This window comes from Microcoleus sp. FACHB-831, assembly GCF_014695585.1.
Classification (GTDB): domain Bacteria; phylum Cyanobacteriota; class Cyanobacteriia; order Cyanobacteriales; family FACHB-T130; genus FACHB-831.
In genome coordinates this window covers 1-21,927 of sequence record NZ_JACJON010000062.1, presented here as the reverse complement: position 1 = coordinate 21,927, position 21,927 = coordinate 1, and the positions used below count along the sequence as shown (strand labels likewise).

Below are 21,927 nucleotides of genomic sequence, written 5' to 3'. Positions count from 1 at the left end.
CGTTCATCGCGGCTGGAATCTCTTTTGTGAAGGAAAATGTCTCTTTTTATACAAAAATAGCCTTTTTATCTCCGTAATTTCCGATTGTGACAGTTGTGGGTGCGGAATGTGGGTTAAAGAAGTCGGGTATCTCGCCTTCAGGAGAACTTGCAAAATATTGCAAATCCCACCCTCTTATGGTTTTTACAAGTCTTTCCCTAATCCAGAATACAAAATCTAAAATCCAAAATAGGTATGATGTGTCAAGCTTTTGATAATTAGCGCACAAACGCAAGACACTTACCTTATTAACTCATGGATTGGATTTTCACCCAGACTCAGCAAGTTTTTGCAGCCTTATCGAGACTGTTAACAACTCCTTTTTTTGATATTGGGAATAAACAGTACTCGATCAGTTCGCTTATCGCCCTGGGTGTTTTAGCTTTATTAGTCTTTTTAGCAGCCCGCAGTATCAGTGAGTGGATTAAGCGAGGGTTGCTAGTACGGCTAAAAGTGGATCGGGGCAGCCGAGAAGCGATCGCGTCGGTTATTAGCTATTTATTAACAGCTATAGGGCTTTTGATTCTTCTGCAACAAGCAGGTATCAATCTCAGTTCTATAGCAGTATTCGCTGGCGTCTTGGGGATTGGATTTGGTTTCGGTCTACAGAATCTTGCCAGCAATTTTATCAGCGGTCTGACTCTACTTGTTGAACAACCTATTAAAGTTGGCGATTTTATTGAAGTAGATAATCTCTTAGGAACTGTTGAAAATATTTCCATTAGGTCTACAATTGTTCGTACTATTGATGGCGTTTGTGTAATTGTTCCTAATATTCGTTTTGTCGAAAACAATATTGTTAATTGGAGCTATCGCGACCCAAAGTGTTGCATTCATATTCCTGTTGGTGTTGCTTATGGAACTGACCCAATTTTAGTTACAGAAGCACTTTCATCAGCTGCGAGAATGGAACCGAATGTTCTATCAAATCCCTCTCCGAAGGTTTGGTTTAAGGGGTTCGGGGATAGTTCTTTAAATTTTGAATTACTGGCGTGGATAGATCAACCTCATGAAAGCGAACCGATTAAAAGTGCTTTGAATTTTCGGATTGACCATGAATTCCGTCACCGAGGAATCGAAATTCCTTTCCCCCATCGCGATTTACACATCCGCAATGCAGAAGCATTAGCTGCTTTATTTAATAAAAGCGGCGCTACAGATATTAATAACGCCAAGGTTCACGAGTCGGAAGTCAAACCATTAGAGCAACAAAAGCCAACACCCAAATCGCCTAACAATTGGACGTTAAGAGATTTATTGCGGCGGGTGACATATTTTGAACAATGTAGCGATTTGGAACTTCGGCAATTAATTGAATATGGATATCGACAATTATTTCCCGCAAAGCAAGTTGTCTGTCAAGAAAATGACCCTGGCGAATCATTTTATATTATTCTCTCAGGCTCGGTAGAAGTCTTTTCGCAAAGGCTGGAAAAATATATTGCTACTCTCCATGAAGGAGAGTTTTTTGGAGAAATGTCTTTGCTGATGGGCGCTCCGCGTTCGGCTACTGTTCGCACGCTGTCAGATACGATTCTTTTTGTGGTAGATCGCAATGATTTGCAAAAAGTTTTGGTTGACCATCAGGAGTTAGCAGATCATATTGCCCAAAAATTATCGGAACGCCAACAAGTTTTGCGAGATTTGGGATTGCTAACAGAAGCAGCTTTAGAACAGACTCCTTTAGTATGGATACGCAACCGAATTCAAACTTTGTTTGGCATCTGAAAAAGAGCGATCGCACCGCCTCTCCTCATTCAAGAAAGTGCGATCGCTCTTTCTCTAATTACAATCTGCTAAGCTATACCTTTTGCACTTCGCAAGTAAGAGGTAAAACCATATAATCACCTTGAACTACCAGCAATTGCGATTGTAAAAAGCGATCCATCCATTTTTCCAAATAAATGCGAACGGCTTTTGCTTGCTGCGGATCTGTAGTGTTTAAAGGATACGGTGCCAACCCTTGTATCGCAGCAGTAGTAACGCAGTACATGGATTTTTGAAAACTCTGGCAAATCTGCACCCGTAAATCATCTTCTTCCCGGAAGGTACGGCGATATATATCGTGCAGATAATCTGGTAGAAAATGGCGCATATCCTGCATGAGTTGAGTCGGTGGAATTCCAGCACCTCCAATCGGCAAAGGATCGGCATACAACGCCCCATATTCAAATCTACTTTGGTCTCTGGGAACTTGATCTGCCTGCGCGTTGAACGAAACCGTACCAGGAAATGGCGTTCCCCGGAAGAAAACTGCCTCTACATAAGGTATTGCTGTATCCGCCAAGAACGTTAAACCTGCCGATTCAGGAATTATTTCATACACAGTACCCCCAATGTTCACAGCATAAGTAATCGGCTTAGTTGCTGCTTCTACTAAACCTATGCGGATATGATCTACTACATCGGAGATAGACTTAATTTCCCCTCGATCGTAGCGGTCAGATAATGTGAGGAACATAGGAGCCATTACGCCCCAGAATTGGCCCAGGGCACTGTAATAACACTGCTGCCGCACCTGTTCTTGCAAAAAATCTGGAAACAGGCTGCTTAGCCCTCTCATAGGCCAATTATGTTTAATTTTTGCTTGTATGGCCGCCTGCGATCGCTCTTTAAATTCCTCAGAATCTAAATAAGCATCCAACCCGCCACCGCCGTGCCACATCATCGTTTTCATGCAGTATTCGGCATACTCGAAATTAATTCTGTCATGCCACCAGTGGCGCAACAATTTCTCTATTGTTATTTCGCCATTGAAATACTTAAAGAAGGGAAAAAGCACTAAAAATTGATGTTCAGCAATATAAAGAAGATTATTGTAGTAAGCATCCAGAACCACGCCGTAACTTTTCAGAATCCCTACAACTTCTACTACATTTTCTGGCGAATCAGGTAGCAGCGCACCCCCAGCTTTCAGCCTGTCAATAAACATGGCTAATGGGTGTTTGGAAGATTTGAATGTGCTGGTTAACATTGCAGATACTCCTTATATTTTTTGAATCTTGTAGTGATATAACCGAGTTTATAAAACCCCGTTTCAAAAGAGAAAACGGGGTTTGGTGATTGATTACTTATTGGCAGAAGAGACTTGAGCGATCGCGGGTTGATTTGTAATCATAGCCGTCATTGAAGTCTCGCTCCAGCGCACCATCCAACTGGGCTGCACTCCCAGAATAACGATGAGGATGGCTAATATCATAGCGGGCCAGCGATCGCTCCACTCCACTTTTGGCAAGTTTTCAACTTGTTTGGAAAGGCGTCCAAAAAACGCACGATTAACCATCAGCAAGAAGTAAACTGCCGTTAATCCCGTACCCACCATGCTTAGCAGAGTTTGAATTGGAAAAACTGCAAAACTGCCTCGAAAAACCATAAATTCGGAAATAAAACCCACCATACCGGGAATGCCAGCGCTAGCCATTACCCCCAATATCATCAAGCTACCAACCACAGGCATACCCCGTTCCGGGTTGAGCAGACCTTGAAGGGCATCTAAATCTCTTGTGCCAGCTTTTTTGTAAACAACGCCTACTAGCAAAAACAGCATTGCGGAGATTAACCCATGGCTGATCATTTGGCATACAGCTCCGAGCAAGCTAAGAGGCGTTGCTGCGGCGGCGGCTAAAAGAATATAGCCCATGTGTGCAATCGAACTATAGGCCACCATTTTTTTCATATCTTTTTGAGCGATCGCGCACGATGCACCGTAAAGTACGCTCGCAACAGCCCAAGTAGCCAGCCAAGGACTTAGTACCGCCCACGCTTCTGGAAACAACCCCAAACCAAACCGCAACAGTCCATAAGTCCCCAACTTCAACAACACGCCTGCCAACAACACTGAAATTGGTGTCGAAGCCTCAACGTGAGCATCTGGCAACCAAGTATGAAACGGAAATAGGGGAATTTTAATACCAAATCCCACCAAAAGCGCTCCCAGCAGCACAAATTGCGTTGCTAGCGGTATGGTGTGACCGCGCAAAGGTTCGTAAGCAAAGGAGCCAGCGCCACTAAGCAAAACTAGACCAAAGAAAGATGCGACAATTAAAATTCCAGAAACAGCCGTATATATGAGAAACTTTGTTGCTGCATATCCGCGCTTAGAGCCACCCCAAATAGCAATCAACAGATATAGGGGAATCAGTTCCAACTCATAAAATAGGAAAAACAGCAGCAAATCCTGCGCGAGGAAAGCACCTGCAACTCCAGCATTCAGCAGTAACAGTAAAGAGTAATAAAACCTGGGTCGGTGGATAGTTTCATCTGTGCTGTAGACAGCTATGCAAGTCAAAAGACCATTTACAACAATTAAAGGCAAAGATAGACCGTCAACGCCAAGGTGATAGGTCAAGCCTAAAGTGTCAATCCAGGGAATGAACTCAGAAAATTGCAGTTTACTATCGCCTGTTTGGAACTGGATGCCTAGAAGTACACACCAGATAAACAGCGCGATCGCGATCGCCAAGGTTAGATTACGCGCACCCTTGGGCGTTATGTTTCCGGGAGAAAACCCCACTATAGCGGCACCTAATATCGGCACCCAAATCAAAACGCTGAGCATAGATATAGTTTTGAGTTTTTAGCTTCAAGGTTAAAAAAGGATGGTTTTTGAGTTGTATTTATCAATTCAAAATTTTGAATTCCCAACTCAAAACCTGTAACAATGGCCAGAGCATTAGCAACCCTAAAACGCTTACTCCCAGCAGGATAGTCAGTACATAAGACTGCAATTGACCTGATGCGCTGTACTTCAAGCCCTGACCGCTGAAAATTGTCGCAAATCCAACTAAGTTAACAAACCCATCCACCACGTAGCGGTCAATCCAATTGCTAAGTTTGGAAATTACGTCAACTGCAAAAACGACGGTGACGCGGTAAAGCTTTTCAACGTAAAAGTCGTAAGCCAACAAGTCTTGCAAGAATCTTAAAGAAATTTGCAGAGGTCTTGACCAGTTTCTATTAAGATAAATGGCTGCTCCCATAAGAGTGCCGAGCAATCCCGATGAAATTAACAGCGCTACCGCTAGTGGATTGATGTAATCCCAGTCAGGCAGAACTGACACGCTCTGTAGCATGAAGGGTACTAACAGAGTTAGTATGGTCAAACTCACCATCGGCACGGCCATAGGCCAGGGAACTTCTGGGGCGCGGCGAGTCTTGGGCTGAGGTTGACCCAAAAATACGAGACGAAAGATGCGGGTTAAACTTAAAGCGTTTAAGCAGTTAACCAATAGCAATACTGCTACCAGCCAGGGATTTTCATACAAAAAGATGCTGACGCCTTGACGAAGTGCCCAAAATCCCCCCAGAGGAAGCAGTCCCACTAATCCTGCCGCGCCTACAACAAAGGAGGTGGTAGTTGCTGGCATCCGCGACCACAAACCGCCCATCTCTGTGAGGTTTTGGTTGTTGGTTGTGAGAATGACCGCGCCTATACTCATAAATAACAGTGCTTTGGCGATCGCGTGGGTAAACAGCACCAGCAGTGCGAAACCCGTCCATTGCATACCTACGGCGATAAACACCAAACCCAAGTATGCGCTGGTGGAATGAGAAAGCGATCGCTTAATATCTATTTGGGCGAGCGCCACCAACGAAGCCCCAACCGCTGTCATCGTTCCAATTACTATTAATGCAGTCGAAGCAACGGGCGAAAGCACTAAAATTGGCTGAAGTTTAATCAAAACATATGCACCGCCAGCCACCACTACCGAGTTTCGCAATATCGAAGCCGGATTCGGCCCTTCCATAGCCTCATCTAGCCAAAGATGCAGGGGGAATTGAGCGCATTTACCTGTGGGGCCAGCAATCAAAGCCAAACCCAACAACGTTGCAGCCGTCGGAGACAAATGAGCAGTCTCAGCCCATTCATACAAGTCTGGAAAGTTTAAGCTGCCCGATAATGTCGCCAGCGCGACTACACCCATCAGCAGCAGCACGTCTCCCACCCGCTTGGTTAAAAAGGCGTCTCTCGCCGCTGTCACCACCAAAGGTTGGGCATACCAAAATCCGACCAACAAATAGGTGGAAAGGGTGAGTATCTCTAGCAGGGCATAAGTCAGAAATAATGAGTTACTGATAGCCAGACCGCTCATTGCCGCTTCAAAAAATCCCATCATGGCAAAGAAGCGGGCTATAGCCCAGTCTTTCTCCATATATCCCAAGGCGAAAAGTTGCGCCAACAGACTTAGCCCCGTTACCAACTCCATTGACCCCACACTCACGCTGGAGATGTCTAGAGCAAACGATAAATCTAAATCTGCTGCTTTTAGCCAGTGGATTATTATCTCTTGAGGCTCCTGATGCAAGGTAGATCTGAAGATAACTGTGCCGTGTAAGAACGCCAAAACCGTCATCAACACGTTAAAGTAGGCTGCTGGTCTTGGCCCTGTGCGACGGACGATTCCGGTAGACCACGGTAGTGTCAAAATTGCGCCTATTAAGCCATACAAAGGCACACACCAGCTAGTCTGGGTGAGAAACTGAGTCATCTAAACTGCCCTCGCCATTTCAATTAAATTGCCCATCAAGAACTAACCCATAAGGGTTTTCACCACATAGGGGGAGTTGTTACTCACTTGTAGATTAATTGTTTTTTAATTTGTTTTTTCTTAGCTTAACGCTTTGATTACTGAACTTTAACATTTGGCAACTACAAAACTTACGGATTGGTCATGTAATATCTCCTCATACAACTTAAAATCCGTCCTCAGTATCTCTACTCATAGAACCAAAATTAATATATCAGATTTGAATAACTTATGATAAATATATCTATATCTACTTGTTTAAAGCGTAGCGATATGCGCGATCGCCTCCTCTTTCAGTTTTTATAGCCTCTCCTAGCTAGATAAAAGCAGAATTTTGTTGTAATGCCCGAGCTTACGGGATTACAGCAAATGAGTACCCAGTTTATCCTAAACTAATAAAGAAATTATAAAACAGAATAACCCTTCCTCGAAATTCATCGTTCTGACACTTAGTAAATTATCTTTTGCAAACAAAGTTAAGTTTTTTTAACCATTCTCATATAAAATAATCATAGTAATTTATATTGTCAAAGAAGCAAAGCTTTCCTATGCTTAATTTTGTCATGCTATGAAAGCATTATCTAGCTGTAAAATGGGTATTTCCGTGCAAGTTGAACCAGTGATATAGATTTGCACGCTTAATTTCATTCACAAGAAGGGAGATTGTCTATGCCAATTGCAGTTGGAATGATTGAAACCAAGGGGTTTCCGGCAGTTGTGGAAGCAGCCGATGCTATGGTGAAAGCTGCTCGCGTCACGCTAGTAGGCTACGAAAAAATCGGCAGCGCCAGGGTAACGGTCATTGTCAGAGGAAATGTATCAGAGGTACAAGCCTCTGTATCTGCTGGGGTTGATGCTGCGCGGAGAGTAAACGGCGGTGAAGTACTGTCTACGCACATAATTGCGCGTCCTCACGAAAACCTAGAGTATGTCCTGCCAATTCGTTACACCGAAGCGGTCGAACAGTTCCGCACCTAAGACCAGAGTCAGTGGTCGATAGGCGAGAGTTTCAAGAGCGAAATCTGAAGTCCAAGAATTTTATAAGGGAAGGAAGAAAGAATGGCTATTGCAGTTGGAATGATTGAAACTTTGGGTTTTCCAGCAGTTGTGGAAGCAGCTGATGCGATGGTGAAAGCAGCCCGCGTCACCCTAGTAGGGTATGAAAAAATCGGTAGTGGTCGCGTAACGGTAATCGTGCGGGGAGATGTATCCGAGGTGCAAGCTTCAGTAGGAGCTGGCGTAGAATCCGTTAAGCGCGTGAATGGCGGCCAAGTATTGTCAACTCACATCATCGCTCGTCCCCACGAGAACTTGGAGTACGTGCTGCCCATTCGTTATACCGAAGCAGTCGAACAGTTCCGCGAGGGCGTTAGCGGCATTCGCCCTCTAGGTAGACAATAAAAAAGACTGGGTACAGACGTTGCCTCCAACGTCTCTACGAACTGGGTGGGGCTGGGCGACAAACGTGAGACTAAACTTTAGATCGCCAATCGCCCATCACCAATCACCAACTACCCATTACCCATTCGCATAAGATGCAAATTGCCAAAGTTCGCGGCATGGTTGTCAGCACGCACAAAGAAGCAAGTCTCAGAGGAGTTAAGCTACTTTTGTTGCAATTTGCCGACGCGGAATGTAGCCTCCTGCCGGAATACGAAGTAGCTGGCGATCAAGTAGGTGCAGGTCTGGATGAGTGGGTTCTCGTCAGCCGTGGCAGCGCCGCTCGTCAGCTAGAAGGCAGTGAAAAGCGTCCTATTGATGCGATGGTGGTAGCGATTATTGACACTGTAACTGTTGACAATTGCGTCGCGTACAGCAAAAAAGATCAGTATCGTTAGCTGTAATTTGTCCTAAGTCAAAAGTCAAAAGTCAAAAGTCATTAGTAATGTATTAGTGGCAAAAGACAAGGACAATGGACGGACAAAGGGCTAATCACTTTGTTCAGTTAAGAGGATTTCATTTATGGTAGTCCGTAGTTTGGCGGCTCCCCCGACCCCGTGGTCGAAAAGTTTAACCGAACCGAGCATCGATCAAACGGCATACGTGCATTCGTTTTCCAATATTATTGGAGATGTCCGGATTGGGCCTAACGTGTTGGTTGCCCCAGGAACGTCAATCCGGGCTGACGAAGGGAGTCCATTCTACATTGGCGAAGGCAGCAACGTTCAAGATGGCGTGGTGATTCACGGTCTGGAAGCTGGCCGAGTAGTTGGGGATGATAACGAGGAATACTCGGTCTGGATTGGCAAGAATGCTTCTATTGCCCACTTGGCTTTAATTCATGGGCCAGCGTATGTGGGAGATGATAGCTTTATAGGTTTTCGCTCGACCGTGTTTAACGCTAGGGTGGGTAACGGCTGCATCGTGATGATGCACGCGCTGATCCAGGATGTGGAGATTCCCCCCGGTAAGTATATTGCGTCGGGGTCTGTGATTACTAACCAGCAGCAGGCTGACAGACTACCAGATGTGCTAGCAGAAGATATAAAATTTGCTGGTCATGTAGTTGGCATTAATGATGCTTTGAGATCGGGGTATCACTGTGCAGGAGATATCGCCTGTATTGAACCCCTTCGGAATGAGTCAGATAAAACAAACGGTTCGAGCAATAAGGGTAACAATATTATGTCTGTATTGAGTAAAAAACTGAGTCAGGATGTTTTGGAACAAGTGCGCGGTCTTTTGACACAAGGTAATCGTGTTAGTGCCGAGTATGCAGATGAGCGTCGCTTCCGCACGAGTTCTTGGAGGAGTGTTGGCTTAATTCAGTCAACGCGGGAAAGCGAAGTAATTGCGGCTTTGGAAGCAGCATTAGAGGAACATCAAGGGGAGTATGTGCGAGTGATTGGCACCGACCCCAAAGCCAAGCGCCGCGTACTCGAACAAATTATTCAACGTCCTAATGACAAGGGCACAAATAGCGCAACATCAACTACTGCCCCTAAATATACAGGCAATAGCCAGCCCGCAGGCGGAAATGCTGCAAATAAGGCTAACGGGGACGTTGCAGAAAAAGTAAGAAATCTGCTGTCTCAAGGCTATCGAATTGGTATGGAACACGCCGATCAGCGACGATTCCGCACCAGTTCCTGGCAAACTTGCACTCCTCTCTCAGGAACAAACGAATCTGAAGTGATGAGGGGTCTGCAAGCTTGCTTGAACGAACATCCAGGTGAGTACGTGCGTTTGATAGGTATTGACCCGAAAGCCAAGCGGCGCGTACTGGAGCAAATCATCCAACGTCCTGACGGTCAGACTGTTCTCCAAAGTTCGCCCAATAATGCTGGTAGTGTAGGGGGAAGTAATGGCTCAAGCGGCAGCGTTCAGGGTGGAAGCGGAAGCCTGAGTGCTGAAGCAATCACTCAAGTGCGATCGCTACTGGCTCAGGGATACCAAATCGGCACGGAACACGCAGATAAGCGCCGCTTCCGCACCAGTTCGTGGAATAGCTGCGCTCCCATTCAAGCAAAGCGCGAATCGGAAGTTGTTAGCGCTCTGGAAGCGTGCATGGCAGAACATAGTGGCGACTACGTGCGCTTGATTGGCATTGACCCCAAAGCAAAGCGCCGGGTTTTGGAAACAATCATCCAAAAGCCTTAAAAAAGCAAAAGTAAAAAGGCAAAAGGTAAAAGAAAGACTTTTTACTTTTTACTTTAGATCCTTCGCTGCGCTTTAGATACTTAGCGCTTTTTACTTTCCTAGCCCCCAGCCACTCCATGCCTTTGCTGCCACTACGACCCATCGGCAACTCTAACTTGTATATGAGTGGCGACGTGACGATCCATGACGATGCAGCGATCGCGCCTGGGGTAATCCTCCGAGCCGATCCTGACAGTCGAATTATCATCTCCGCTGGTGTCTGCATTGGCATGGGGTCAATTCTTCATGCAAAGGAAGGTACTCTGGAAGTTGAAACAGGCGCTACTCTAGGAGCAGGTGTACTGTTTATTGGTAAGGGCAAAATTGGCGCAAATGCCTGCGTAGGTTCAGCCAGTACCATTCTGAACAGCGATCTAGTGCCAGAACAAGTAGTCTGTCCTGGTTCCCTACTCGGCGACACGTCGCGGCAACTTGAAAGGCGCGGTACTCAAAAGATGCCAGCCCAGGAAGAAGACCAAAGTCAAAGTGAGCAGCAGGCTGTTCGGGAAGCAACTAATCAAGAGTTGCTTCCCGACAAAGTGGATTCTGCTGTCACCGACTCAGCAGACAACAGCGCTAATAATGCCTCGCCGACCGAACCACCAAAGCCTGAACCGTCGCCCTCAGCAGCTGTTACAGTCTATGGACAAGCTAACCTGAGCCGACTGTTAGGGACGCTGTTTCCCCATAATGAAACTTACAAGCGCCCCACTCAAGAATAGAGCAATAGTTCATAGCCAAGGCAAATAAGCAATGAGCCATGAGCAACTAACAATCTCCTGCGCTGCTGGTGATAATAAAATTAGCCCCCGGTATGTTTTCACGGAGATCCAAAATGGAGTCACACAAGCAAGGGATTGTCCCCTATCAGCCCTCAAAGCAAGCGGACAAGTTTAAGGACACTGCCCTCGGCTTAGTCTCTGCGAGCAGTTTTCCCGCGATTGTTGGTACAGCTGACATGATGCTCAAGTCAGCCGGAGTGACTCTCATGGGGTTTGAAAAAATTGGCAGCGGTCACTGCACCGCCATTGTGCGCGGCGGCATTTCCGATGTCCGTTTAGCAGTGCAATCGGGTGTCGAAACAGCCGAACAATTTGGCTGTCTGATTTCTTCCCTCATCATTGCGCGACCGATGCCAAATTTGGAAGCCATACTTCCCATCGGCTCTCGCTTATCCCATGCCCTTGAGGAAGAACGCTACAGCCGCCTGAGCAATCAAGCCGTTGGTTTATTAGAAACACGCGGATTTCCGGCTTTGGTTGGAGCCTGCGACGCCATGCTCAAAGCCGCTAACGTCCAGCTCGCCTCCTATGAAAAGATTGGAGATGGTTTGTGTACCGCCATTATCCGAGGCAAAGTTGCAGATGTCGCAGTTGCTGTAGATGCAGGTATGCGCGAAGCCGAGCGAATTGGCGAATTCCACGCCTTAATGGTAATTCCTAGACCTCTTGATGATTTGGAGCAAAGCCTGCCCGTCGCCAGTTGCTGGATAGAAGAAAAACCCAAACCCTTAATGTTGCCCGTGAACGTCAAGGAAGTGGAAAAAGAACTTATAGAACTGCCTGATTTAGCAAAATTACCTTTACCTATGAAAGAAGAATTATAAGTTTGGTATTGGGACAGTCGCCTCTATTGGGGCGTAAACATGGAAAGCGTTGCACGCTAAGAGCGGGTATCCTGGGGAATTGACCTGTGTAACGATAACACAGGATAACTATGGATGATAACTTCCCCGAACTACCACTACTTAATTGTGCAACGCCGCTAAGGAAGGAAGACTGTCACTTTGTTCAGTAATTTGATAATAACCTTGAATTTAATAGATAAAAGACAGACTTTTTGATGGTAATGATAGATTAATATCTATGATTTAAAGGAATAAGGGCGGTTGAAGCACGCAACCCTGCACCAGCTAAAGGTTTTTGAAGCCGTTGCCCGCGTAGGCAGCTTTACCCGTGCGGCTGAGGAACTGTTTCTCACCCAACCCACCGTCTCCATGCAGGTGAAGCAGCTAACTAAGACAGTCGGCTTGCCCCTGTTCGAGCAGGTGGGCAAGCGATTGTATCTGACAGATGCGGGTAGGGAACTGTTGACGACTTGCCGGGAAGTTTTCGACAGGTTATCTCAGTTCGAGATGACCATAGCCGATCTCAAAGGACTGAAGCAAGGACGCTTGCGGCTAGCAGTTATTACAACGGCAAAGTATTTTGTCCCTCGTTTGTTAGGCCCGTTTTGCCTTCGTTACCCTGGGATTGATATTTCCTTACAAGTGACGAACCACGAACGGATACAGGCACGCCTGAGCGATAATTTGGACGATTTGTATATTCTCAGCCAACTACCTGAGCATATGGATGTCACTTGCCACCCGTTTCTGGAAAACCCCTTGGTGGTGTTGGCACCTCACGATCATCCACTGGCCTTAGAGAAAAATATTCCCTTAAAACGCCTTGCCCAGGAGCCTTTTATCATGCGCGAACCAGGTTCGGGTACGCGATCTTCGGTACAAAAACTGTTCGATGAACATGGCATTTCAGTGAAAGTCAGGCTGGATTTAGGGAGTAATGAGGCAATTAAGCAAGCGATCGCAGGTGGTTTAGGAATATCTGTTCTATCTCGCCATACTGTGGGACTGGAAAACAGCAGTCAACTCACCATTTTAGATGTGGAAAGTTTTCCAATTCGGCGTTATTGGTATATAGTTTATCCCGCAGGCAAACAGCTCTCTGTTGTAGCCCGTACTTTTTTTGAGTATTTGTTGGATGAAGCACAGCAGGTTGCTCGCATAGACAGTTAAGGAACCCTTTGAGCCATTAACGACTATAAGCTAGATGGCCGTGCGATCGCTAGGATAACTCCTAAACTGATCGGAACTGTTTCTAAAAGTCTAGCGACCCCCGCTGGCTAAATTTGTAATGGTGAATGTTCATTAGCAGACAAGGGGTTAGGTTAGACGGGCATAAGAAGCGTTATTATATTACCAGAATTAATTAGTGCGCTAGTAGTAAAAAAGAGCGGGTATGAAGAAGGCGATCGCTCCTAATTTCTGCTATTCGTCGCCTCCCATTTTTTAAACCAACTTTATTTACGCCTGCACTTTTACTATGCCTATCGTGTAATACTTTATATCCAATTCGATTGAGCGTTCACTTAATTTGTAATTATTGTAAATACTAATTGGTACTCAATACTAATAATTACTAAATAACAAACTATACATCCTTGGCAGACCGTAATCTAAAGGTTATGGTAGTGTGATGGATGCTGCAAGATATACTCGCAAACAAATACCGTTTATCTAGAAAGTAAACTATATCTTTGCCCTGACGCCCAGCACTAAATTAATTAGTAAAATTCGCTGACCCCTCCATCTGTCTTGCACCTCACAAAAACGAGCCAAACCAGACATTTTGTTTTGTGGAACAAGCTCAGGGTTTAAATTGTCTTCACTCTAGGAGTGAAAAATGACGCATCTTATAAGTTTAACCCCAAGGCATAAATTTGAAAGATTCTAAGGCTTTGAACTTAGTACTAACAGAAAAAGAAAGCTTGAGAGAGGTGCTAGCAGAAAAATAGAATTTAAGATTAAGCGCTCGTCGGGGAATATCTGCTATCCTAGAAGGCTTACCTCACTAAAATGTCAGTCTTTACAATGCTTCTGTAGCAAACCGGGGTTAGATAAGCCCACCTCCGAACTTGTAAGAATACATTATTATTTAGATAAATCTACCTACGCGATCGCACTTAAGTGTGATAAAGATCAACTACCCTTTCGTAAATATTTAAGCTTTAATAGTTTCAGTAGAACTTCGTTAATGATTCTTCACTATGCCTACTTATACAGGAATTTCAAGCGAAGCCTTTAGACATCCCCTCGACCGCCAAGCCGAGCAAGCCTTACGCAGCGTGCCCGGATTTGATATTATTGCTGGCAAGTTTGTGGAATTTGTCTCTGAGCGCCCAAATTTTATTTATCAGCTGGGCAATAGCATTCAAGTTGGGCCGCGTCAGTATGGCTCAATTTATGGGTTATTTAGGGAATGCGTGCGGACTTTAGACATTTACCCAGAGCCAACTCTATTCATATCTCAAACTCCCTTAGCTAACGCCTTTGCCCTCGGACAAGAAAGACCCTTTATTGTCTTGAACTCCGGTCTTCTAGACTTGTTAACTGAAGCTGAACTCCGCGCAGTAGTAGCGCATGAATTAGGACATCTTAAATGCGGTCATACTACTTTAACTCAGATGGCAATTTGGGCGCTGCAAGCAATCAATTTAATAGGTAATGCAACATTTGGCATCAGCAGACTGGTCAGCACTGGTTTAATTTTGGCCTTTTATGAGTGGAGCCGCAAAGCAGAATTATCAGCAGATCGAGCTGCTTTATTGGTAATGGATGATTTGAATCCAGTAATGCATTGCATGATGAAACTTGCTGGCGGCAGCGTTCAGCATGTTAACGAAAGCAGCCTAGAGGAGTTCATTCGGCAATCTGATAATTACCAAGAACTCGATCAGGACGGATTGAACCAAGTGTATAAGTTTTTACTTTATAATAACGTAGCTCAAGGAGTGTTTCTCAGCCATCCCTTTCCAGTCGAACGCCTGCGCTATATCCGAGAATGGGCAACTTCAGAAGAATATCGCCAAATTCGCCAGGGTAATTACCAGCGAGCGTCAGCTGAGGGAGCAGTTAATGTATCATCAGAAACACCAACAAATAATGAAGTAGAAGCATTGCGCCGTCAACTTGAGGAGTTGCAACGGGAAATTGACCGCATTAGATCTCAGTCAAAAGATTCCTAGTAAGCAAAAAAGTCCTGACTTGGAGGAGCGGCTTGAAAATAAATTGCGGCTCCTTTTTTTCACAAATCTAGGATATGCAAAGTCAACTGCTATAAACCGACAGCAGCATGACAATTCGGTGCCATCTACTTTCGTTTTCACACTTTAGGCAAGGACTCAATTGTCCTAAGTACTGGCATGATCGGGGATGTTCTACCAAATGCTCCTAATACTGAGACTATCGTTAATTTAAATAAGAGTAAACGCACGATTCAGCAGTCTCAGGAAATTATCTACCGCTTTTTAATAGACAGCGTAAAAAACTGGTCTCCTGAAACTGTATTGCTGGAGTTTCAGCGGTTATTTATTTATTATGAAGCGGATACAGTTAATTCAGATGCATTGTTGGCAATGTCTGACTTGATATTTGCCAATAATGAAGAAGAGTTTATCAGTACCCTCAAGCGGTCGTGCTACATTCTTATTAATAACTGGGATGCAGGGAGACACTATACATATATTAGCGATTTAGTTCAAATATTTGCATCATTAAGAATTAATAAAAAAACCCTGTCTCCGACTCTAAGTAGGTTGAGACTTTGGCTGTCTAGCTTCGTAGAAAGCGAGTATTATCAACAACTTAAGTTGTTTGCTTCTAAATACGAAGAGCAGGACAAACCTCATTGGAGTCAACGGTATACTTCTTATCTATTAGTTCCTCAATATGTAGACTTAAATAACCCCGTAGAACAGCGGGAGGCAGCTAGAGCGCTTTCGCAACAGCTAAAAGATCGGTTCAAGTTTGAACTGGCAATGTATACAGCGCGATCGCAGAGCGGCCTAACTAAAGAAAAAATGCCCAAAAACCCAACTGGTTTGGGGGATGAGGTACTACGTCTCATTAAAACCATTGTGGCAAAACGCGGCCCCTTTAGCTATTTAAATTTAGCAAATATTTTTGTTAAACAAACTGAGAAAATGTTGTATCAAGACTTTAAACTAAGTCTTCAAAAATATTTATTATTCTCGTTTGAAAATAAAAACTTTGTTCATATTCTAAAAACCCAACTAGCTGAAAAATTAGAAACTTTATATGAAGATTATCACGAAGAATCTTTGGATGATGCCCTACTGTTAAGAACTTCTAACAAAGTAATAGAATATCTAACCACAGAAAATCAGCGTCAACCCTCCCAGTTATTCATTTTATTAATGTCGCAAGGCAATCCCCTAACTTTAGTTATTGTGTTGCTAAAAATAGTATTAATTTGTAAAAATTCTCGTACTCATTTAGAAAAATGCATTGCGTTTTTAATACAGTATTATTTACAATTTCCAGAAGAAGAATGCCAATGGATAATTAGTTTTTTTGATATTTTCAGTATTACTTTTGCAATTTATGCTGATAACGTTCAGTACAATTTAATTAGAATAAAAGAAAAAACATCTGATGCTACGGCGAATGGAGAAATAGAAACTTATCGTGTTTTTTCTCAACAAAAGATAAAAACAGATCTAGAAGTTACAACCGAAGAACAACAGCTCCCCTGAAGTTATCTCATCCAAATTTACTAGCTGGTAAATGCTGGTAGGCTTATTGGGTAGCGCATCCCTTCAAGTGCAGGGTTTATATTATTTCGTATCTGGGGTATACTAAATGATTAAGTTGCATTGCTTCCACCAAACCGCGATCGCGTAGCTCTGGCATAGGAGAAGCTATTCGCATCTTGCGTTAACAGCTAACTACACTCAAAGAAATGCAGGTACGATATTTATGTTGATGCCTGCTGCCTGTTTCCCCTTTTATGTATACTTACTTTACAACTCTTCAAAAATAAGTCACCCTATTTACACACGTTAAAGCTGAGACGGAGAGAATCCTTGCAGGGTTCGCAGTATATATCCCAAATATGTTACACCCGTTATAGCATTCGGATTTTTTAAAGCCAATATAAAATCGAAAAACTCAAACGCAATCGATTCACAAGCATATTAAACTTGGGCGTCCTCTAGTTTGTGTTATTTCCACCTAAACCAAAACCTCAATAGTCTTAAATACTGACATGATTGACGTTATATCACAGGGTCATCACAATGATGAGCGGTTGCAGATTAAAGATATTCAGCAAGCGCAGGAAGTTATCTACAGCTTTTTGCTTAATATTGTTAAGGAACGCCATCCCGAAACTGGCTTGCTGGAATTTAAGCGTTTGTTTGTTGATTGTGCGGACACCGTTAGTTTAGAGCCTCTTCAAGCTCTGGGTAAAATTATTTCAGCTAATGATGAGTTAGCTTTTAAAAACACGCTGAAGCGTTCTTGCTACATTCTTATTAATAACTGGGATACATACAGACATTATGGCTATACAGAAGAATTAGTTGAAATCTTGAACAAATTCAATAGTAGCAAAAAAGGTTTTTCGCCAGCTTTAAGACGCCTTAATACTTGGATAAGTAATTTTGTTATTAGTAAAGACTATGAAGACATAAAGTTATTTACTTTAAAATATGAAGATCGCGATAAAGCTCATTGGAGCCATCGCTATACGTCTTATCTCTTAGTTCCTCAATATATCGACCTCAGCAACCCGGTAGAACAACGAGAGGCTGCTAGCGTTCTGTCGCACCACCTAAAAGACCGCTTCAAATTTGACTTAGCAATGTACACCGCTCGTTGCCAGTCGGCTCAATCTAAAGACAAAATGCCCAAAAATCCCACTGCTTTGGGCGATGATGTGCTGCGTCTGATAAAGATGATTGTAGCCAAGCGCGGTTCCGTAGGTTATACAAACTTAGCGGCAATTTTCCTTAAACAAACAGAGCAATTTACTTATAATAAATTTAAGCTAAGCTTGCAAAAGTATTTGGTTTTTGGAATTTACAATAAAGAGCTTGTAGAAAGTTTAAGTGAAAGAATCTATGAAAAACTAGAGAAATTAGAGGCTGGGCGAGATGAAGAACTTGTCGATGATGCGCTGTTGGTAAAAACTTGTAATCGCGCAATATCATATTTTACAACTGAAAATCGCAACGAACCATCTGAAATATTTACTTTATTTATGAAGGGTGGAAACCCCCTCAGCTTAGTAGTGGTGCTAGTCAAGATTATTCTAGTTTGTAAAAGATCGCGCACTCATATGGAAAATTGCATTGCAGAATTAATCCAATACTATAGTAACTATCCAGAAGAAGAATGCCAGTGGGCGCTCAAGTTTTTTGAAATTTTCAATATCACATTTGCGATTTATGCGGATAACGTTAAGTACAATTTGATTAAAATGCCAGGTGCAGAAATGGACGAGCGCTCTAAAGGATCTTTGGATGCTTACCGAGTTTTTGCTCAACTGAAATAGCAGGGAGTTAATAGGGAAATATAATCTATTGCTTGCGAACAGCGTTAAGGTTTTTTGAGCAAGCGATCGCTTGCCGTCGCCATTCCAGCCGCCACCACCTCTGCAAGAATACTTACAACGCGAAAAAGAGCGACCGCGCTGAGGATAAGACCAGGAGAAAAATGTTGATTTAAAAGTGCTGTAGCCGTTGCTTCAAAAACCCCAATACCCCCCGGTGCGCCCGGTACGACTAAACCCAACAACCATGCCATACTAAACGCACTGAATAAAGTTGGTATCTGGTTGGGATTAATCGGCGTTACTGCCAGCAAAACAAACAAAAACCCTGCACCGCGAAGTACCAAAAAGCCCAATTCTCCTAACAAAGGCAAAAGCGGATAGCTCTTTAGGTGGAATGAGGAGCCTGTTTTTGGCTCCTTTGATTTTCCCTTCATGCGGCTCAAGAATTGAATCGCTGGATTCAAAATTCGGGGATGAACAGCAAGGCAAACTACAGCTAAACTGATAACTTGCAAACCCCATTGCTCTTGCTGAGTGCCAAGCAAAGCAATCAACAAAGCAGCAGCAGCCATTAAGAGGGGTTCGAGTAATACGCTGAGAGTTGCAGCACCTAAATCGCCACCATGCGATGTAACTGCCAAGATGCGTCCATAATAGTGCCAGACATTCCCTGGTAGGTATTTGGCAAGGTTGGTTTTCAGGTAAACTTGCAGCACCCATCCCGGCTGAACGGGTTGCTGCAAAGATTGCAAAATCAAGTTCCACACCCATCCCGCCCAAGTGTGAGCCAGCAAGGTTAGGCATAGGGCGATCGCTATATTTGCCCAACCCGCACCAGTAATCCTAATTGCGGAAACTTCTGCCGCATGGTCTTTAAGAGCCTTTGCCAAAAAAAACAAGGTCCCGCCGAGAATGACCCAGCGCAAGTAGGGTTTCAGCGTTGACCATATCTTCGGCATAATCGCGGCAATTTCATGTTTACAACCCAGGATATGTCAAAAGACGCCGCGTGACCATAGACGCCATCAATAGCCCTATACACAACCATTTACACACTATTTCAATCCCTGATAGGGATTCATACAGATTAGATAGTAGGGTTGTACCTAGTTAACACGTTTGCAAGGCGTTCGCAAACAATCTATCAATACTACATAGCTAAAAACCGACACACGCCATCAGCTATACACCACCATATTTCTTGATAACTAATTCTGCGAACTAAACTTTGATATTCATTGGCCTTAGCCTTGTCTATATCTATAGTTAGAGCCTACAGGATGATAAACGAGCGTATCTTTCTAGCCAAAGATTGATTCGCTCTGTGTTGCTAATCAATATATTTATAAATAACGCTGTTGCTTAACTCGTTCGCAGCAAACCTCTCAAACAGTTTACGTGTTCCCAAGAATCTACTCTGGATGTAGATAGCAAGGAGAAATTTTAATATGAAACATTCTGATTTGTCTAAAGTTGTTGGTGCTGGCGTTCTTAGCTTGAGTTTAGCTATGATGCCCTTGACCCAACCAGCAAGCGCCCAAACCAACACTGGTTCTGGTTCTGATAATACAACTACTGTAGATAATACATCTCGCCAAGGCAGTTACAGTGCCACTGACAACCGCGATGATGGTTTTGATTGGGGATGGTTAGGATTGCTGGGCTTGATTGGCTTGGCAGGTTTGGCTCGTAAGCGTGAAGAACCCGTGCGTTACCGCGAACCCGACGAAGCAAGTCGCACTACCACCAGATACTAATTGCTAAATTGGTTAGTGAAATTTCAGATAAAAAAGGGCTTTATGAATAGCATAAAGCCCTTTTTGTCTTTGGTTCGGGGCAATCAAGCTGCGAGGATGCAAGAGACTAAAGCTAGCTTATTGCTGTATATCTCTCTACAGATAGAGAAAATTTTTGCAATCCTATTACCAGAATGTGACCTCGGCTAGAGGGAGCGATCGCCGTAGTGTTTGTATCATTAACAACTGTTGGCGAAGAAATTAGGGGTAAAACATGAAAAAATTGACTGATTTGTTTAAAAAAGTGCGATTGGGGCAAATATTGACAGTTTTTTTAGCAGGCGTGTTGCTCTTCACTAGCACAGCTTGTAATAGTGGAGATAGCCTTGGCGCACGTCCCGAAAACCCTCCAGTGCAAATGGGAGGTAACAATAATCCTCACAAGGGTGGTGGAGACGGCTACACGAATTATAAAGCATCTACCGATCCGAAGGCTAAGAACTCAGCGGGTAGCGATCGCGATCGCGCGGATCTACAGTTAATGTACAACCAGGCGATCGCCGCTAATATTGAGAGCGATGCCAAAGATGTATTGTACCCCGGTAGCGAAGGCACCCAAACTGATAGTCCTGATATAGGCCCGCGTGGAGAAAACTACTTAGAAAAGGAAGCAACGCAGATTCCGGCGCGTCGTCAACCCATACCACAGGGTAACGTCTACGAGAAAGTAGGAGAAGCCTTCAAAGATGCCACATCTTTCATAAAAGATAAGTCCGATGAAGCAGGAGAGCGACCTGAATTGCAGAGCAACCCAGCTTTGCACAAGTAAGCATTAGATTGAAAAATTGCGATCGCTCCACAATTCAAAATTGTGCTGTCAAAACATAACAAAAAATGGAGGTTTTCAATGAACAAATTAATCGCTTGGTTGAGAAACATACAAATCAGTCGAATTGTCACCACTTTTGCGGCAGGCATTTTACTGTTTATTAGCACCGCTTGTAATAGTGGTAGCACGATGGCAAATCCAGTAAACCCGGTGAAGACAGCAGACCAAATTCGGGAAGAAGTTCCCTCTGGCGCTGTGACTTCTGAATATAAAGGCGGGATGAACGACTATAGCGATCTCGATCCCCGATTTGATAACTCAGGTGCTCAAACCAAAGCTAAAGCTCTGGTAGACAAAACCGAGCGCAACGTCATCGACCAGACCGATGATTTGGGAACAAACACCAAGCGGATACTGGACAAAAAAGGTGAGAATGCTGCTGACTTTGGCAAGAATTTAAAGGGAAGCACAGACGAAACCAAGGATAAAACCCAGGAATCAGTTCGCGATTTCGTTAAGGGAACCCAGCGGGGAACTGAAAACCTCAAGGACAATACGGCTGATGTAGCCAAAGATGCTGCTAAGGGTACGAAGCAGGCAACTGAAGATGCGAAGGGAAGTACTAAGAGTTTCGCATCAGATGCCAAAGAAAATATTAAAAACGCAGGTTCAGACCAAATTGACAAAGCGGATAATGCACGAGAAAGCGCTGGTGGATATCTGCAAAAAAAGGTCAATGAAGCTGCTAACAGCGCAAAGCAGGCTTTGAACAAGGCAGTTGATGACGTTGATTAATAGCAATTGGGTTTAATATTTCCCAATAATTTTGCCTTCCCAGCCAAGTGGCGCTCGCCCCCTGGCTGGGTTTTAATTTTGGCACCCTAAACCCTCCCCCCAAACTGTTAGCGGGACTTAAACAGATTTCAAGCCCAAACAAAGCCCAAAGCTGCGATATTCGCGATGAATACGTCCCGATTGTGGTTCAGCCACTCGACAAAACGGAAAGACATTGCTGTCCG

18 protein-coding genes are annotated in these 21,927 nt (G+C 44.0%); 14 read left to right on the top strand and 4 right to left on the bottom strand.

All coding sequences use genetic code 11. The features are described from left to right. Nucleotides 1-294 precede the first annotated feature (294 nt). Nucleotides 295-1,767, top strand: a complete 1,473-nt coding sequence (locus tag H6F77_RS18020; RefSeq protein WP_190489932.1) for a cyclic nucleotide-binding domain-containing protein — start codon at nucleotides 295-297, stop codon at nucleotides 1,765-1,767. A 73-nt stretch (nucleotides 1,768-1,840) separates the two neighbouring features. Here H6F77_RS18020 and cupB read toward each other — a convergent pair whose 3' ends face one another. The 3 genes from cupB to H6F77_RS18005 all read right to left on the bottom strand — a co-directional run bounded on the left by cupB (nucleotide 1,841) and on the right by H6F77_RS18005 (nucleotide 6,527). Then, nucleotides 1,841-3,013, bottom strand: a complete 1,173-nt coding sequence (cupB, locus tag H6F77_RS18015) for a CO2 hydration protein CupB (protein WP_190489931.1) — start codon at nucleotides 3,011-3,013, stop codon at nucleotides 1,841-1,843. A gap of 93 nt (nucleotides 3,014-3,106) precedes the next feature. Next, complete coding sequence (locus H6F77_RS18010) at nucleotides 3,107-4,597, bottom strand: NADH-quinone oxidoreductase subunit M (RefSeq protein ID WP_190489930.1); 1,491 nt, start codon at nucleotides 4,595-4,597, stop codon at nucleotides 3,107-3,109. A 61-nt stretch (nucleotides 4,598-4,658) separates the two neighbouring features. Then, nucleotides 4,659-6,527, bottom strand: a complete 1,869-nt coding sequence (locus tag H6F77_RS18005) for an NAD(P)H-quinone oxidoreductase subunit F (protein ID WP_190489929.1) — start codon at nucleotides 6,525-6,527, stop codon at nucleotides 4,659-4,661. A gap of 708 nt (nucleotides 6,528-7,235) precedes the next feature. Here H6F77_RS18005 and H6F77_RS18000 point away from each other — a divergent pair. The 10 genes from H6F77_RS18000 to H6F77_RS17955 all read left to right on the top strand — a co-directional run bounded on the left by H6F77_RS18000 (nucleotide 7,236) and on the right by H6F77_RS17955 (nucleotide 18,343). Continuing rightward, the gene (locus H6F77_RS18000) at nucleotides 7,236-7,544 is read left to right on the top strand and encodes a carbon dioxide-concentrating mechanism protein CcmK (protein WP_190489928.1); all 309 of its coding nucleotides are present in this window, start codon (nucleotides 7,236-7,238) and stop codon (nucleotides 7,542-7,544) included. An 81-nt stretch (nucleotides 7,545-7,625) separates the two neighbouring features. Continuing rightward, nucleotides 7,626-7,967 (top strand): carbon dioxide-concentrating mechanism protein CcmK, encoded by a 342-nt coding sequence (locus H6F77_RS17995; RefSeq protein WP_190489927.1) that lies wholly within the window; start codon nucleotides 7,626-7,628, stop codon nucleotides 7,965-7,967. A 134-nt stretch (nucleotides 7,968-8,101) separates the two neighbouring features. Next, on the top strand, nucleotides 8,102-8,404 hold the full coding sequence (gene ccmL / locus H6F77_RS17990) for a beta-carboxysome shell vertex protein CcmL (protein WP_190489926.1): 303 nt from the start codon (nucleotides 8,102-8,104) through the stop codon (nucleotides 8,402-8,404). A 124-nt stretch (nucleotides 8,405-8,528) separates the two neighbouring features. Next, nucleotides 8,529-10,166 (top strand): beta-carboxysome scaffolding protein CcmM, encoded by a 1,638-nt coding sequence (gene ccmM, locus H6F77_RS17985; RefSeq protein ID WP_190489925.1) that lies wholly within the window; start codon nucleotides 8,529-8,531, stop codon nucleotides 10,164-10,166. Between the two features lie 116 nt (nucleotides 10,167-10,282). Beyond that, nucleotides 10,283-10,927 carry a beta-carboxysome scaffolding protein CcmN gene (ccmN, locus tag H6F77_RS17980; protein ID WP_190489924.1) on the top strand — a complete coding sequence of 215 codons (645 nt, stop codon included), beginning with the start codon at nucleotides 10,283-10,285 and terminating at the stop codon, nucleotides 10,925-10,927. Nucleotides 10,928-11,040: 113 nt separating this feature from the next. After that, nucleotides 11,041-11,811 (top strand): beta-carboxysome assembly protein CcmO, encoded by a 771-nt coding sequence (gene ccmO, locus H6F77_RS17975; protein WP_190489923.1) that lies wholly within the window; start codon nucleotides 11,041-11,043, stop codon nucleotides 11,809-11,811. Nucleotides 11,812-12,093: 282 nt separating this feature from the next. Beyond that, complete coding sequence (locus tag H6F77_RS17970; protein ID WP_190489922.1) at nucleotides 12,094-13,002, top strand: LysR family transcriptional regulator; 909 nt, start codon at nucleotides 12,094-12,096, stop codon at nucleotides 13,000-13,002. 1,031 nt (nucleotides 13,003-14,033) lie between these two features. Further along, nucleotides 14,034-15,011: a M48 family metallopeptidase gene (locus tag H6F77_RS17965; protein WP_190489921.1), complete on the top strand. Its 978-nt coding sequence runs from the start codon at nucleotides 14,034-14,036 to the stop codon at nucleotides 15,009-15,011. A gap of 177 nt (nucleotides 15,012-15,188) precedes the next feature. Next, entirely contained in the window at nucleotides 15,189-16,541 is a 1,353-nt protein-coding gene (locus H6F77_RS17960; RefSeq protein ID WP_190489920.1) for a Sll1247 family protein, read from the top strand. 512 nt (nucleotides 16,542-17,053) lie between these two features. Further along, nucleotides 17,054-18,343 (top strand): Sll1247 family protein, encoded by a 1,290-nt coding sequence (locus H6F77_RS17955; protein ID WP_190489919.1) that lies wholly within the window; start codon nucleotides 17,054-17,056, stop codon nucleotides 18,341-18,343. 44 nt (nucleotides 18,344-18,387) lie between these two features. Here H6F77_RS17955 and H6F77_RS17950 read toward each other — a convergent pair whose 3' ends face one another. Beyond that, a complete protein-coding gene (locus H6F77_RS17950) occupies nucleotides 18,388-19,233 on the bottom strand; it encodes a lysylphosphatidylglycerol synthase domain-containing protein (RefSeq protein ID WP_375335951.1) in 846 nt (281 codons plus the stop codon). A gap of 558 nt (nucleotides 19,234-19,791) precedes the next feature. On the opposite strand from H6F77_RS17950, the gene H6F77_RS17945 reads away from it, so the two are divergent. The 3 genes from H6F77_RS17945 (at nucleotide 19,792) to H6F77_RS17935 (ending at nucleotide 21,703) form a co-directional block, all read left to right on the top strand. Next, the gene (locus H6F77_RS17945) at nucleotides 19,792-20,100 is read left to right on the top strand and encodes a WGxxGxxG family protein (RefSeq protein ID WP_190489917.1); all 309 of its coding nucleotides are present in this window, start codon (nucleotides 19,792-19,794) and stop codon (nucleotides 20,098-20,100) included. 253 nt (nucleotides 20,101-20,353) lie between these two features. Continuing rightward, a complete protein-coding gene (locus tag H6F77_RS17940) occupies nucleotides 20,354-20,908 on the top strand; it encodes a DUF6658 family protein (RefSeq protein ID WP_190489916.1) in 555 nt (184 codons plus the stop codon). A gap of 78 nt (nucleotides 20,909-20,986) precedes the next feature. Continuing rightward, entirely contained in the window at nucleotides 20,987-21,703 is a 717-nt protein-coding gene (locus H6F77_RS17935) for a DUF6658 family protein (RefSeq protein WP_190489915.1), read from the top strand. The last annotated feature ends 224 nt before the right edge of the window (nucleotides 21,704-21,927 follow it).

Excerpts from the sequence above, each read along its gene's own strand:
- ccmN (WP_190489924.1), top strand. The coding sequence starts at position 10,283 with ATGCCTTTGCTGCCACTACGACCCATCGGCAACTCTAACTTGTATATG.
- H6F77_RS17995 (WP_190489927.1), top strand. The coding sequence starts at position 7,626 with ATGGCTATTGCAGTTGGAATGATTGAAACTTTGGGTTTTCCAGCAGTT.
- H6F77_RS18020 (WP_190489932.1), top strand. The coding sequence starts at position 295 with ATGGATTGGATTTTCACCCAGACTCAGCAAGTTTTTGCAGCCTTATCG.
- H6F77_RS17960 (WP_190489920.1), top strand. The coding sequence starts at position 15,189 with ATGATCGGGGATGTTCTACCAAATGCTCCTAATACTGAGACTATCGTT.
- ccmL (WP_190489926.1), top strand. The coding sequence starts at position 8,102 with ATGCAAATTGCCAAAGTTCGCGGCATGGTTGTCAGCACGCACAAAGAA.
- H6F77_RS17940 (WP_190489916.1), top strand. The coding sequence starts at position 20,354 with ATGAAAAAATTGACTGATTTGTTTAAAAAAGTGCGATTGGGGCAAATA.
- ccmM (WP_190489925.1), top strand. The coding sequence starts at position 8,529 with ATGGTAGTCCGTAGTTTGGCGGCTCCCCCGACCCCGTGGTCGAAAAGT.
- H6F77_RS17965 (WP_190489921.1), top strand. The coding sequence starts at position 14,034 with ATGCCTACTTATACAGGAATTTCAAGCGAAGCCTTTAGACATCCCCTC.
- H6F77_RS18005 (WP_190489929.1), bottom strand. The coding sequence starts at position 6,527 with ATGACTCAGTTTCTCACCCAGACTAGCTGGTGTGTGCCTTTGTATGGC.
- H6F77_RS18000 (WP_190489928.1), top strand. The coding sequence starts at position 7,236 with ATGCCAATTGCAGTTGGAATGATTGAAACCAAGGGGTTTCCGGCAGTT.
- cupB (WP_190489931.1), bottom strand. The coding sequence starts at position 3,013 with ATGTTAACCAGCACATTCAAATCTTCCAAACACCCATTAGCCATGTTT.
- ccmO (WP_190489923.1), top strand. The coding sequence starts at position 11,041 with ATGGAGTCACACAAGCAAGGGATTGTCCCCTATCAGCCCTCAAAGCAA.
- H6F77_RS17935 (WP_190489915.1), top strand. The coding sequence starts at position 20,987 with ATGAACAAATTAATCGCTTGGTTGAGAAACATACAAATCAGTCGAATT.
- H6F77_RS17955 (WP_190489919.1), top strand. The coding sequence starts at position 17,054 with ATGATTGACGTTATATCACAGGGTCATCACAATGATGAGCGGTTGCAG.
- H6F77_RS17945 (WP_190489917.1), top strand. The coding sequence starts at position 19,792 with ATGAAACATTCTGATTTGTCTAAAGTTGTTGGTGCTGGCGTTCTTAGC.
- H6F77_RS18010 (WP_190489930.1), bottom strand. The coding sequence starts at position 4,597 with ATGCTCAGCGTTTTGATTTGGGTGCCGATATTAGGTGCCGCTATAGTG.